At 68.2% G+C, this 12,595-nt stretch carries 13 protein-coding genes; 8 read left to right on the forward strand and 5 right to left on the reverse strand.

Annotated elements, in window-relative coordinates:
- Positions 1–37 precede the first annotated feature (37 nt).
- On the forward strand, positions 38–1,543 hold the full coding sequence (locus ACLJO0_RS06395) for a hypothetical protein (RefSeq protein WP_410577005.1): 1,506 nt from the start codon (positions 38–40) through the stop codon (positions 1,541–1,543).
- A gap of 75 nt (positions 1,544–1,618) precedes the next feature.
- Here ACLJO0_RS06395 and ACLJO0_RS06400 read toward each other — a convergent pair whose 3' ends face one another.
- Genes ACLJO0_RS06400 through ACLJO0_RS06415 form a run of 4 tightly spaced genes read right to left on the reverse strand, consistent with a single transcriptional unit; the run spans position 1,619 to position 5,076 of the window.
- Positions 1,619–2,200 carry a hypothetical protein gene (locus tag ACLJO0_RS06400; protein WP_410577006.1) on the reverse strand — a complete coding sequence of 194 codons (582 nt, stop codon included), beginning with the start codon at positions 2,198–2,200 and terminating at the stop codon, positions 1,619–1,621.
- Positions 2,200–2,907, reverse strand: a complete 708-nt coding sequence (locus ACLJO0_RS06405) for a hypothetical protein (RefSeq protein ID WP_410577007.1) — start codon at positions 2,905–2,907, stop codon at positions 2,200–2,202. Before ACLJO0_RS06405 ends, ACLJO0_RS06400 begins: the two co-directional genes overlap by 1 nt.
- 46 nt (positions 2,908–2,953) lie before the next feature.
- Entirely contained in the window at positions 2,954–3,709 is a 756-nt protein-coding gene (locus tag ACLJO0_RS06410; protein WP_410577008.1) for a decaprenylphospho-beta-D-erythro-pentofuranosid-2-ulose 2-reductase, read from the reverse strand.
- Complete coding sequence (locus tag ACLJO0_RS06415) at positions 3,706–5,076, reverse strand: FAD-binding oxidoreductase (protein ID WP_125780596.1); 1,371 nt, start codon at positions 5,074–5,076, stop codon at positions 3,706–3,708. The genes ACLJO0_RS06410 and ACLJO0_RS06415 overlap by 4 nt, the downstream gene beginning before the upstream one ends.
- Positions 5,077–5,177: 101 nt before the next feature.
- Here ACLJO0_RS06415 and ACLJO0_RS06420 point away from each other — a divergent pair, with 101 nt between their 5' ends.
- The 3 genes from ACLJO0_RS06420 (at position 5,178) to ACLJO0_RS06430 (ending at position 8,800) form a co-directional block, all read left to right on the forward strand.
- Positions 5,178–5,669: a GtrA family protein gene (locus ACLJO0_RS06420; protein WP_410577009.1), complete on the forward strand. Its 492-nt coding sequence runs from the start codon at positions 5,178–5,180 to the stop codon at positions 5,667–5,669.
- A gap of 6 nt (positions 5,670–5,675) precedes the next feature.
- Positions 5,676–7,601, forward strand: a complete 1,926-nt coding sequence (locus tag ACLJO0_RS06425; RefSeq protein ID WP_410577010.1) for a glycosyltransferase — start codon at positions 5,676–5,678, stop codon at positions 7,599–7,601.
- 185 nt (positions 7,602–7,786) lie between these two features.
- Positions 7,787–8,800, forward strand: coding sequence for an acyl-CoA dehydrogenase family protein (locus ACLJO0_RS06430; RefSeq protein WP_410577011.1), 1,014 nt, complete (start codon positions 7,787–7,789; stop codon positions 8,798–8,800).
- Here the strand turns inward: ACLJO0_RS06430 and ACLJO0_RS06435 are convergent.
- Positions 8,797–9,039 (reverse strand): hypothetical protein, encoded by a 243-nt coding sequence (locus ACLJO0_RS06435; protein WP_016330689.1) that lies wholly within the window; start codon positions 9,037–9,039, stop codon positions 8,797–8,799. The genes ACLJO0_RS06430 and ACLJO0_RS06435 overlap by 4 nt on opposite strands.
- A gap of 115 nt (positions 9,040–9,154) precedes the next feature.
- Here ACLJO0_RS06435 and ACLJO0_RS06440 point away from each other — a divergent pair, with 115 nt between their 5' ends.
- The 4 genes from ACLJO0_RS06440 (at position 9,155) to ACLJO0_RS06455 (ending at position 12,566) form a co-directional block, all read left to right on the forward strand.
- The gene (locus ACLJO0_RS06440; protein WP_410577012.1) at positions 9,155–9,919 is read left to right on the forward strand and encodes an ESX secretion-associated protein EspG; all 765 of its coding nucleotides are present in this window, start codon (positions 9,155–9,157) and stop codon (positions 9,917–9,919) included.
- 139 nt (positions 9,920–10,058) lie between these two features.
- On the forward strand, positions 10,059–10,535 hold the full coding sequence (locus ACLJO0_RS06445; RefSeq protein ID WP_233611257.1) for a hypothetical protein: 477 nt from the start codon (positions 10,059–10,061) through the stop codon (positions 10,533–10,535).
- A 6-nt stretch (positions 10,536–10,541) separates the two neighbouring features.
- Positions 10,542–11,093: a DUF3558 family protein gene (locus ACLJO0_RS06450; RefSeq protein ID WP_125790480.1), complete on the forward strand. Its 552-nt coding sequence runs from the start codon at positions 10,542–10,544 to the stop codon at positions 11,091–11,093.
- Positions 11,094–11,102: 9 nt separating this feature from the next.
- Positions 11,103–12,566 carry a hypothetical protein gene (locus ACLJO0_RS06455; RefSeq protein WP_410577013.1) on the forward strand — a complete coding sequence of 488 codons (1,464 nt, stop codon included), beginning with the start codon at positions 11,103–11,105 and terminating at the stop codon, positions 12,564–12,566.
- Positions 12,567–12,595 lie beyond the last annotated feature (29 nt).

The raw sequence follows: 12,595 nt of genomic DNA on the forward strand, positions 1-12,595 counted from the left end.
TAACGGAATCATCACGACACCGTGTACGGTGTTCGTGATGCGAAGCGCCTCCGCTGATCTGCCCCAGGCTCCCGGTGCGCTGCCGGGAGCCGCCGTCCTTACCCGCCCCTGGGTGCTCCCTGCCGGGGCGGCGGTGGCTTCGGCACTGGTGTTCGTGCTGGTCAGCGGGCATTTGATCGACGACACGTACATCACGCTGTCGTATGCGAAGAACCTCGCCTTCCATGGCCACTGGGGCCTGATCGAAGAGGGCACCGCCAACACCGCGACGTCGCCGCTGAACGTCCTCGTGCTGGCGCTCGTCACCTTCATCGTCCGGGACGCCGTCTTCGCCGCCGGGATCGTCTTCGTCGCCAGTCAGGTGGCGCTCGTCCTCGGTCTGCGCCGCATCGGCACCGCGACCGGCCTTTCCGGCTGGTTCGCCCCGCTGGGGCTGGGCCTGCTGCTGGTGAACCCGCTCCTGCTGTCGTCGGTCGGTCTCGAAGTCGCCCTCGGCGCGACCGCGGTCGTGTGGCTGATGGTGTTCCTGCACGAACGCCATCCCGCCGCCGCGGGCGCGGTGGTCGGCCTGATCGCGCTGATCCGGATCGATCTGCTGCTGATCGCCTTCGTCCTGTTCCTCGCGCGCCGCGAGTTCTGGGTGGGCATCTGGCGGATGACGTTCGCCGCGCTCGCCGTGATGCTGCCGTGGTTCCTGTTCAGCTGGCTGGTGCTGGGTTCGGCGGTGCCGGACACCCTGGTCATCAAGATCATGCAGCGTTCGTGGGGCCATTTCAGCTTCACCAACGGCCCGCTGCTGTACTGGCGCAACTTCCCGGTCGCCGCGACGCTTTCCTTTCTGCCACTCGTGATCGGCGGGCTCGCCGGTCTACTGTGGACGTTCCATTTCCGGCGTGGTTCGGAACGGGCGAAGCAGCTGCTGCCGTTCGCGACCCTCGCGATCGCCGGCGCGGCGCACTATCTGGCCTACTGCTGGCTGAACGTCCCGCCGTACCACTGGTATTACGCGCCGAGCATCACCGGCGCGACGGTCTTCCTCGCCGCGGCTGCCTGCGCCGTGCCCGGTCGCGCGCGGCTCGGCGCGGGGATTCTCGCCGGTGCGTTCCTGCTCGTGAGTGCCTTCGCGTACGCGGCTCCTGAGCTGCCGCGCCGGTTCGCGCCCATCACCAGCAACCACGCCGCGTCCGACGAGTACCGCCGGATCGGCGCGCAACTGGGCGAACTGACCAAGGGACGCAAGGTGGAGAGCGCGGGCGAGGTCGGCGCGCTCGCCTACGCCTGCGATTGCGACATCGTCGACCAGTTCTCCGACCGCGGCTCGGTCGACCCGGCCATCGTCGAGACGAAGAATCGCAGCAGCGATCTCGGGAAGGCCCTGCTGGAGGCGAACTTCCGGTTCTTCGACCACAGCGTCCCGCCCGCGACCCCGGATCTGGTGCTGGCCACCACCCGGAAGGCGCCGCCACCGAACGCGCTGGCGACCTGGACGATCAGCTCGCCCTGGATGGGCACGCAGCAGCTCTACCTGCTCCCCGCGCGATGACCCCCTCGCAATTCGGCACCTAATTGCGTTGGTCGGTATCGCGAACTATCGCAACCTGGTGCCGAATTGCGAGGGTCAGCGGCGTGAGCCGGCCCGGGCCGCTTTGTCGACCGCCAGCAGGTCGCGCTGGAAGACCACGGAGCCGTCGGCGAAAGCGAACCGGAGCACCGGCCGCGGCGGGAAACTCCGCCCCACGAACTGCGCGGACACCGACCGCACCACCCCCGACGGCAGCTCGTCGAAGGTCCGGAACGGCTGCGCGGGATCCTCGCCCTCCAGCATCCGCGCCGGGTACACGACGGCCAGCCGTCGGTCGGACAGCGTCAGCCGTGCCTCACCGTGGCCACCGGCGAGGTGGTCCGCGAGCCGCGCGGCGGTCTGCTCCGCGGTCTGGGCGACGACCCAGTAGGCGATCGTCGGGTCGTCGGTCCAGTCGGCTTCGAGGACGTTTGACGCGGGCAGCGGCCACCGCGGTTTCCCGGTCACCGCTGGGGTTTCCCGCGACGGCGAATAGGGCAGCGTGAGCTTGCCGTCCAGCAGCATTCCCACGTACCCGTGTGCGGGCGGGCAGCCGATGATCAGACGCTCGCCGGGCGCGAGCCAGAACTGGTGCAGTTCCCGTTCGACGATCTCGTCGACGGACTTCGCCGTGTCCATCAGCTCACCGTCAACGAATAGAGCCAGGCGAAGTGCCGGGGATCGTCGCTGTAGAACAGGAAGTCCAGACCCGATCCGTCCACAAAGGACGTACGAAGGCAAGGGACCCGCTTCTTGCCGTGCTCGGCCACCGCGAAGCCGGCGATCCGGTCACGCGGGATCTCGGCGCACAGCACCATCTCGCGCCGCGCGATCGGGACGCCCGCGGCGTTGTCGCCGTAGGACTTCGTGGTGATGATCGTGGCGATCTCCTTGCCGGTCTTGACCACGCCCTTGCCGAAGCCGATCGCCTTCCCGAGAAACGACTTCTCCGCGGGCTTTTCCGGCGGAACGACCTTCTCCAGCATCAGCAGCCGTGCGCTGGTCAGCGCCCACAGCCGCGAAGGCGAGCCGCTCGTGGGCAGCTCTCGCAGCGCCGTATGTGCCAGACCACCCTGCTCGCCGAGCACGACGACCTGCGGCGACGGTGGGGCGGACGACCCCGTTTCGTCTGCCCCGCCCAGAGCCGCGCTGACCACGTCGCCGGCGAAGTTCGCGGCGCCCGAGCCGAATTTGCCCAGCACGCTCTTCTTCGGCACACCCCACGGATCGAGGCCGCGTACGTCGTAGTTCACCGTCTGGCCGTACGCGGCCCACAACAACCGTTCGCCCTGACGCAGCGAAGGCAGGGCTTGTGACGCGGCCCCGAGCGGGGAGGCGAGATTCATTCTTCGATCGTGAACCCTCTGTCGGTCGCCGCGCGGCGCTCGTCCCCTAGATCGGCAGTTTCCGGAAGATCGGCCGGGGCACGTGCCGCAGGGCCGACATGACCAGTCGGAACGGCGCGGGAGCCCACACCAGGTCCTTGCCGGCGCGCGAGGCGTTGACGGCGATCTCGGCGACCTGCTCGGCGGTCTGCGCCAGCGGGGCGTCCTTGAGACCCTCGGTCATCTTGGTCTTCACGTGCCCGGGGCGGACGACGGTGATCTGCACGCCGAACTCGGACAGGGCCTCGCCGAGGCCAAGGTAGAAGCCGTCGAACCCGGCCTTCGTGGAGCCGTAGACGAAGTTCGACCGGCGGACCCGCTCACCGGCGACCGAGGACAGCGCGATGACCTTGCCGTGGCCCTGCTTCTTGAGCTTGTTCGAAAGCGCGACACCCACCGAAACCGCGGCCGTGTAGTTCACGGTCGCCGCCTCGACGGCCTTCGCGTGGTCCTGCCACAGCTCTTCCTGGTCGCCGAGCAGGCCGAACGCCACGACGGTGACGTCGATGTCGCCACCCTCGAACGCCTTGTCCAGCACGGCGGGGTGGGTGTCCATGGCCTTGGCGTCGAAGTCCACAGTGGACACCTCGGCGCCCTTGTCCTTCAGGCGCTGCGCGGCGGCGTCGAGTCGCGGCGACTGACGTCCGGCCAGCACGACCCGGAGGGGCTTCTCGGCCAGGTACTTCTCCGCGATCGCGAGCGCGATGTCGGAGGTGCCGCCGAGCAGCAGCAGGGACTGGGGGTTGCCCACAGCGTCGATCACAGTTCCAACCTTCGGGACATGTCAGAGGCGAAAACGCCTTCGGGGTCAACGGAAGCGCGGACCTTGCGCCATTCCTCGAGCCGCGGGTACATCTTCGCGAAGTTCTCCGCCGAGGTGCGCGAGTCCTTCGCCGTGTACAGACGGCCGCCGATCGCGAGCACGTCCTCGTCGAGTTCCTGGCAGAACCGGCTCAGCCCGTCCTTGATCGGGAAGTCGAGGCAGACCATCCAGCCGGGGTGCGGGAACGACAGCGGCGCCGCGTTGCCCTCGCCCATCTGCTTGAACACGTTGAGGAACGACACGTGCCCGGAGTCCGCGACCTTCTGGATGATCCGGCGCAGCGGCTCGTGCGCGTTCAGCGGCGTGCTGAACTGGTACTGCAGGAAACCCTTGGAGCCGTACGCGCGGTTCCACTCCCCGAAGAGATCCAACGGGTGGTAGAAGGCGGTCAGGCTCTGGATCTGGTCGCGCGCGTTCTTCGCGGTCTTGCGGTAGTACAGCTCGCCGATCGCGGAGAACGACAGCTTGTTCGCGAGCCCGTTCGGGAACACGTCCGGCAGGGTCGCCAGGGTGCCCGGGTTGAACTTGAGCGGATCCGCCCGCAGCTTGGGCGGCAGTTCGTCCAGCTTCGCGAGCGAGCCGCGCTGGAAGGCGGCGCGGCCGAGCTTCGCGCCCCGGGAGATCGAGTCGAACCAGCCCGAGGAGTACGTGTAGTTGTCCTCGGAGCCGTCGGTGACCAGCGCCAGGGTCTCGTCGAGGTTCGCCGTGCGCTGGATGTCGGCCTTGAAGTAGGCCGTCTCGGTCTTCGTCATCCGGATCTTGGCGCGGACGATGACGCCCGTCAGGCCGATGCCCGCGACGGTCGCCCAGAACAGCTCGGAGTCCGGGCCCTCCGGGGTCAGCGTGCGCACCTGGCCGTCGGCGGTGACGAGGTCCAGCGAAACGACGTGGTTGCCGAAGCTGCCCGCCGAGTGGTGGTTCTTGCCGTGGATGTCGTTCGCGATCGCGCCGCCGATGGTCACCTGGCGCGTCCCCGGCAGCACCGGCACCCACAGGCCGTACGGCAGGCCCTCGCGCATCAGTTTGTCGAGGCTGACGCCCGCGTCGAGGTCGACGATGCCCGAATCCGGGTCGATCGAGTGGATGCGGTCCAGCGCGGTCATGTCGATGACCAGGCCGCCCGCGTTCTGCGCCGGGTCACCGTAGGACCGGCCGAGACCGCGCGCGATGACCCCGCGTTCCCCGGCCTGCGTCACCGCGCGGGCGATGGTCTCCACGTCGGGGGTGCTCAGGACGTCCGCGATACTCGGCGACGTCCTTGCCCAGCCCATGAGCGTCTGCCGCTGTGTCTTGGGTGCTTGGGTCACGCCGACCAGGGTAACCACGCCGAACAATGCCCGGAACGTGACCCTGAAGTGCTCGCTTCTACACTTTGCGCATCAGCCCCAGCAGTTTATGAGGTAGAGCAGTGGTGGCGACCGACCCGAAAGCCGGCGTGACGGCAGCAGCGCCGTCCTCCCCTGGGCTGCTCGGGCAGCTCATCCGCTTCGGCCTCATCGGCGGCTTCTGCGCCCTGGTCGATTTCGGTGTTTACCAGGGGCTCCGTGCCCTCGGCATGGACGCGACGCCGTGGGTCGACATCGCCCGCGCGCTCAGCTTCATCGTGGGCACCACGACCGCCTTCTTCCTGAACCGCAAGTTCACCTTCGCCGGTGGACGCCAGGAGGGCGCACGTCAGATCGGTAGCTTCGTACTCCTGTACGCCGTGACGTTCCTCGTCGCCGTCGGCGTCAACCGCACGATGCTGCACGTCCTGCCCGAGTCGGACTGGAAGGCCACTCTCGGTTGGGTCGTTTCGCAGGCAACCGCGACCGTGATCAATTTCGTCATGCTCAAGTGGGTCGTCTTCCGTGAGCCCCGCGCCACCAGCCCAGTCTTGACAAGCACAGAGGAGAACTGAGGATTCATGCCCGGTAAAGCCGCCGTCACCGGAGAGGCCCCGAGCGCCATGGTGAGCACTATCGACGACACCCGCTTCGCGGAACGCACCCCGCAGGGCCGTCTCACCGCGCAGCGCGGGCTCTACGCCGGCCCGGCCCCCATCGTCAGCAAGGACCTCTACGCCGAGCTCGAATGGGGCACCGCCGTGCGCGACCGCGCGGGCATCGCCATCGAGCCCGCGTCGAAGGTGTCCGGCAACACCTATTTCGGGCGCTTCCCCGCGAGCTACTGGCAGCGCTGGACCGACGTGACCGAGGTCCAGGTCGAGGCCGTCGTCACCGGTGACGGCCAGCTGTCCGTCGGTGCCTCCGACATCGAGGGCGACGCGCGCGTGGTCGCCGCCGAGATCGTCACGGGCGCGAAGCAGCTGAAGGTGACCCTCACCGCGAAGCTCGACAAGTTCTACGACGGCGGCGCGCTCTGGCTCGACCTCGAGACCGAGGGCGGCCAGTCGCTGCGCGTCGAGAACGTCCGCTGGACGGTCGAAGCGCCGGAGAAGATCCGCCCGACCGCGGTGACCATCTGCACGATGAACCGTGCCGACGACTGCCTGTCGAACCTGCAGGCGCTCGCCGCCGACGTCTCCTCGTTGGAGACGCTCGACGCGATCTACGTCGCCGACCAGGGCACCGACCTCGTCGAGTCGCGCGACGGCTTCGAGCAGGTCACCAAGGACCTCGGCGACAAACTGCACTACATCAAGCAGCCGAACCTCGGCGGCGCCGGCGGGTTCACCCGCGGCCTCTACGAGGTCGCCGGGCACACCGAGACCGAGCACGCGAACGTCCTGTTCATGGACGACGACGTGCTGCTGGAGCCGGATCTGGTGATCCGGATGACCGCGTTCTCCAACCGCACGGTCAACCCGGTCATCGTCGGCGGGCAGATGCTGAACCTGCTGCACCCGAACCAGCTGCACGTCGGCGCCGAATACGCCCGGCTGAACACGCTGGAACCCGGCCAGCCGGTGCAGCACTCGCTCTCGACCGCCGACCTGCTCGGCGTCGACGAGGAGACCCTCAAGCCGAACCGCCAGGAACGCCGCCTCGACGCCGGGTACAACGGCTGGTGGTCGTGCCTGATCCCGTACGAGGTCGTCAAGGCCACGGGCTACCCGCTGCCGTTCTTCTTCCAGTGGGACGACGCGGAGTACAGCTACCGCGCCCGCGCGCACGGCTTCCCCACGGTCACCCTTCCGGGCGCCGGCGTCTGGCACGCCGACTTCCACTGGAAGGACTGGGACGAGTGGCACCGCTACTTCAACCTGCGGAACTCGATCATCACCGCCGCGCTGCACTCGCCGTTCAACCTGAACCTGCTCTCGCGCGTGCTCATCGCGCAGCTGGTCCGGTACCTGCTCGGCATGCAGTACGGCCTGTCCGCCACGCTGATCAAGGCCGTCGAGGACTTCCTCGAGGGGCCGGAGGTCCTGCGTGACGGCGGCGTCGCCGCGATGAAGGAGATCCGCCGGATCCGCGACGAGTACCCCGAGACCAAACGGCACAAGGCCACCGACGTCCCGGGCATCGCGTCGAACGACATCGGCATCATCAACAGCGCGCCGCGGCCCAGCATGCAGCGCCTGGTGCTGATCAAGCGGATCCTCGACCGGGTGCTCGGCCGCAGCCGCCACTCGCTCGGCGCGATCCCGATCGACGAAGCCCACTGGTGGCACGTCGCGACCTTCGACACCGCCGTCGTCACCGACGCTTCGCAGGAAGGCGTGCGAGTCCGCTCGTACGACCGCGCGAAGATGTTCGACCTGGCGCGTCGGGGCGCGAAGGTGATCCAGCGGCTTCGCAAGGAAGGCGGGGCGGTGCAGGAGCAGTACAAGCGCTCCATGCCCGAGCTCACCTCGCGGGAGAACTGGAAGCGGCTCTACGAGCTGTAGGCCCGCTTTCGCACACTTGGCGTGCTAGGAAAGGCTCTTTCATTGCAAATTTTGCAATGAAAGAGCCTTTCCTAGCATCCCGGGCACTTGATGCCCCCGAAAAAGGAGCAAGGGACCTTTAGTATCGCTAGCTTTCCTAGCGGCGCTAGACTCACGAAGGCTCAAGTAAGGGTAGCCTTACCAGCATGACGGATCTGGTCGCCCGCGCCCACGCTCTCGCCGATGAGCTCCTCTTCCCGGCAGCCACCGAAGTCGACACCAAGGGCGAAGTCCCTTCAAGCCACTTCGACGCCCTCGCCGCCGAAGGCTTCTACGGCCTCGCGGCGCCGAAGGAAGCAGGCGGTCCGGGCGCCGACCTCCCGACGATCGTCCAGGTCCTCGAAGTCATGGCGGGCGGCTGCCTCAGCACGATGTTCACCTGGATCCAGCACCACGGCCTGGTCGCGGCACTGAGCCAAGCAGACAGCCCCGAACTGCGCGGTCGCTACCTCCCGGCGCTGATCAGCGGAGAACTCAAGGCGGGCGCCGCGTTCGCCGCGGTGATCCCGACCCCGCCCAGGCTGCGCGCGGAACGCGTCGAGGGCGGCTACCTGCTCGACGGCGAGGCCCCGTTCGTCAGCGGCTGGGGCGTCATCGACCTGCTCCAGCTCTGCGCGCGGGACGGCGACACCGTCCTCAGCGCGATCATCGACCCGGTGGCGGGGGAGCGGCTGGAGGTCCGGCCGCTCGACCTCGTCGCGGCGCAGGGCACGTCGACCGTGCACCTCGGCTTCACCCGCTACTTCCTCGCCGACGAACGCGTCTACGGGAAGACCCCGCACGCGGACTTCGTCGCGGGCAACACCTTCGCGTCCCGGCTCAACGGCTGCGCGCCCCTCGGCTTGGCCGCCCGCGCCGCCCGGCTCATCGAGGACCTCGGCAAGGCCGACGTCGCCGCCGGGATCCGGGCCGAGATCGACGCCGTCCGCGGGCGGCTCGACGCGGCGCTCGCCGATCCGCCGTCGCTGCCCGCGGCCAGGGCGGCGGGCGCGGAGCTCGCCTTCCGGGCCGCGGGCGCGCTGGTCGCGGCCAACGGCAGCACGTCGGTACTCGCCGGACGACACCCCCAGCGGCTCGTCCGGGAAGCCACCTTCCTGCTGGTCGCCGCCAGCCGTCCGGAGATCAAAACCGGTCTGCTGGAGCTTTTCTCCCGGACCTAGTGAAGACCGAACACGCGGGTCTTGCGGTTCAGGTCGTCGATGTAGGCGGCGGCGACGTGGGAGAAGTTGATCGCCACCTCGGAGTCGTCTCTCGTCTGGATCGTCTGCACCGAACCGGTGCGGACGAAATGCGAGAGATCTTTGGTCAGCCGTTCGGTTTCTTCCGTCGTGAGCGCGAAGAGCAGCGGCTCTCCGCCGGTGGCGAGATGGAGGACGAGCGCGGGTTTCTGGTCTGCCATGAATCCATCGCACCAGCCTTGATCACAACCGGGCAAGCGGGTTCGCTGCGGGCGTAGCGGGCCAGTGGACTACGTTCATCCCCGACGGACAAGACACCCGCGGGGGGAAATGGCGATGCCGCATTCGTTCTCGTTGTCGCTGGCGGCGGTGGACATCCTGCTCGAATACGGCCGGCTGGGGACGGCGCCCGCCCCGTTCGAAGTCCCGCACATGGGCACGACGACCGATCAGCGCGCGATGGTGCGCGAGGCCGTCTTCCGCGATCTCGAAGGCCGCGGACTGATGCGCGGCGGCAGGCTCGACGCCGACGTCGAACTCGCGCTCGCCACGTTCGTCAGCCCGCAGCTGGCCGTCTGGACGGTCGCGCAGATGGACAACGACAAGCAGCTGTTCGCGCGGGCGGCGACGAACGGGCAGTTCGCGGTCGTCGTGCGCCAGGACGAGAACCTGCTCGTATTCGAGGAGACCAGGCCGACCGCGATCGTCGCGTCGATCGTCGACCTGCTGCCGCTCACCCCGGCGGGCCCCGGCCAGTCGGTCACCATCGCGAAGCCCGCCAGCGCGCCGAAGCGTGCTCGGAACGACGACGCGTACGACCCCTTCGCCCAGGTCAGCGGTCCCCGTTCCCACGGGTCGAATCCGCAGCAGCGGCAGGTGGAGCGGATCTTCGAGAAGCCGATGAAGCGAGTGGGCCAGTTCAGCGTGTTCATCCGCGGCGGCCAGGTGTTCCCGCCGCTGGCGTGGTTCGACACCGAAGCCGGCCGGTTCATGATGACGTCGCGCCAGGCAGCCGACGGGCAAAGCTGGCTGACTTACGCTCCCGCCGACAACGCGAGGATCGCGCAGCAGCTGTACGCCCAGCTCGAAGGCCAGTTCTGAATCGTGGGGAACCGGGCAGACGCCCGTTTCGTCACAGTTCCGGAGATCTTCGGTGATCGGTGAATCACCGTTGCGCTGGGTGCTCGGCTAGTAGACTGCCGGGCGATACGGGCGAGCAGACGATGCAGTGGGGCGGGCGATGGCTTTCGAAGCGGACGGCGGACAGGCGGCACCGGACTTCTCGATCGGCTCCGCCATGGGCGCGGCGGCCAACTACGTCGCGATGGGTGGCCTGAACCAGGCCGCCATCGCCCAGGTCAGCGCGGAGACCCAGAAGCTGGTCTCGGCCGCCAAGAGCGGCGGCTTCAAGATCACCGAGGAAGGCGTCAAGCCGCTCCTCCAGGCGGTGCGCGACATGGGGACCGAGCTCACCAGACTGGAGCGGCAGACGATCCGGCTCTCCGAAGAGCCCCAGCTCGGCGACCACCCGTACGGCAGGGCCGTCGCGGCCCACGACCACAAGGGCGCCGCCCAGTCGGCCAATTCGGCGAGTGCGGTGCTCGGCAAGTTCAAGCAGGTCGTGGCGGACACCGAAGAAGCGCTGTTGCGTGCCTCAGGGCAGTACAAGAAGAAGGAACAAGACACGGTCGAGGCGCTCGATCGGCTCAAGAGCTGAGGCGGAATGAAGAAACTGCTCCTCGTACCGCTGACCGCGGCCGCGTTCGTGCTCGTGGCCTGTTCCACCGAAAAGCCGGGCATCCCCTCCGCGGCGCCGTCGTCGCCCGCGCAAGGCGGCGAGTCCACCGCTCCGACGGCGACCACCGGTGGTGCCGACCCCGCGTCGATCGATCCGTGTTCGCTCCTCGGCGTGGCCGATCTCGCGTCGTACGGCACTTTCAAGGCGCCGGTTCCCAAGGATGCCGGCGGTGCCCGTGGCTGCGACTTCACCAAGGAGGCCGAGACGGCGGCGGACGCTGTCACGCTCGGCGTCGACATCCGTGACAAGCAGGGTGTCGACAGTGTCGTCGACGGTGGGAACGGCAAGACCACCGGCAACGTCAATGGCCGCAAAGCGGTGCTCGTCCCGAAACCTCCCTCTGGCTGCCTGATGGCCCTCGAAATCGGCGCCTCGGCCCGGGCCGACGTCGTGGTCGTCGCCTCGGATCCGGAGAAGTCGTGCGGGATGGCGGAGAAGATCGCCGACATCGTCGAACCGAAGCTTCCGAAGGGCTAGGGGGACAGGATGACCACGAACAAGAATCATGTGACCGAGGACGAGTACGTCGCGGGACTCTCGCCCCAAGCCCGGGACCAGTACTACCAGGACAAGGCGAGCGGGGAGGTCGGCGACGGTCCGTTCGCGATCTTCCAGCGGTTGATCGCCCAGGGCAAAGCCCAGCAGAATTCCGAAGACGTCGGGAACAAGACCGTCGACGAGCTGACCAAGAACAAGGACGTCAAGTACGTCGAGGGGCTCGAGCCGCCGAACGGCGACTACCTCGGCTACGACCACCAGAAGCTCGAACAGTTCGTCAACAGCAACCTGAACGTCGAACAGGTCTCCGAAGTCTCGACCGCGTACCACGAGATCCACAAGGCCTTCGACACGTTCTCGAGGACGATGGACGAGGCCGTCACCGCGTCGAAGGGCACTTGGGACGGCGACGCGGCGGGCAGCGCGCAGGGCTATTTCAAGAGCCTCAGCAAGTGGTCGGAGACGAACTCCCAGAACGCGAAGCTCGCCTCCGAAACGATCTACGACCAGGGCACCGCGGCTTCCACCGTGAAGAACACGATGCCCAAACCGATCCCCTTCAGCTGGAAGGAAGAGGTCGGGGGCTGGATGACGTCGAACCCGTTCAACATGGGCGAGAACATCGACAAGTCCATCCAGAAGCAGAAGGACAGCCAGGAGGCCCACACTCAGGCGGCCTCCGCCATGAACAGCTACGACAAGTCCTTGTACGAGGCCGCGTCGAAGCAGCCGGTGTTCGCCGAGCCGCCGAAGTTCGGTGCGGGTGGCGGCGGCGGGATCGAAGAGCCCCCGCCGAGGCCGCTGCCCTATCAGGTGCCGCCCGGCTCCAACAATCCCGGCTCCAACAACCCCGGCAACACCTACATCCCGCCCGGCAGTGGCGGCGGTGGCAACGGCGGCGGCGGTGGAGGCGGGGGTGGCGGCTACGGCTCGTCCATCCCGGGCCCCGGCAGCAGCACGGGTTCGGGCAGCATCCCGTCGAGCACGACGCCGTCCGGCTTCCAGAACGGGCCGGCGCCGATCACCTCGCCGGGTCCCAACAACAACACCGCGATGCCGATGAGCCCCATGCCGATGGCGCCGCCCATGATGGGCGGTGGCATGGGCGACTCGGACCACAACAGCCGAACCGGCCGCGGTGGCGGCGGAAGCGGGTTCGGTCCCGGTAGCGGCGCGGGTTCCACGCCCGGCTCTGGCTCCGCGTCCGGCGCGGCCCGGCCCGGTGGTGTCGGCGCCGCCGAAGCGGCGGCAGGCCGCGGTATGGGCGGCCTCGGCGGTGGCGCCGCCGGTCGTGGCGGGCCAGGGATGGGCGGCGGCATGGGCGGCCGCGGTCAGCAGGCCGACGGGGACGAGGACACCGAGCACCAGCGTCCGACGTACCTCGTCGAGGGCGACCCGGACGAGGTCTTCGGGACCGACATGCGCACCGCGCCGCCGGTCATCGGCGAATAGACGGACGAAAAAGGGGCCCCTCGCGCGAG

The organism is Amycolatopsis sp. lyj-108, assembly GCF_046549005.1.
In the GTDB taxonomy this organism is placed as follows: domain Bacteria; phylum Actinomycetota; class Actinomycetes; order Mycobacteriales; family Pseudonocardiaceae; genus Amycolatopsis.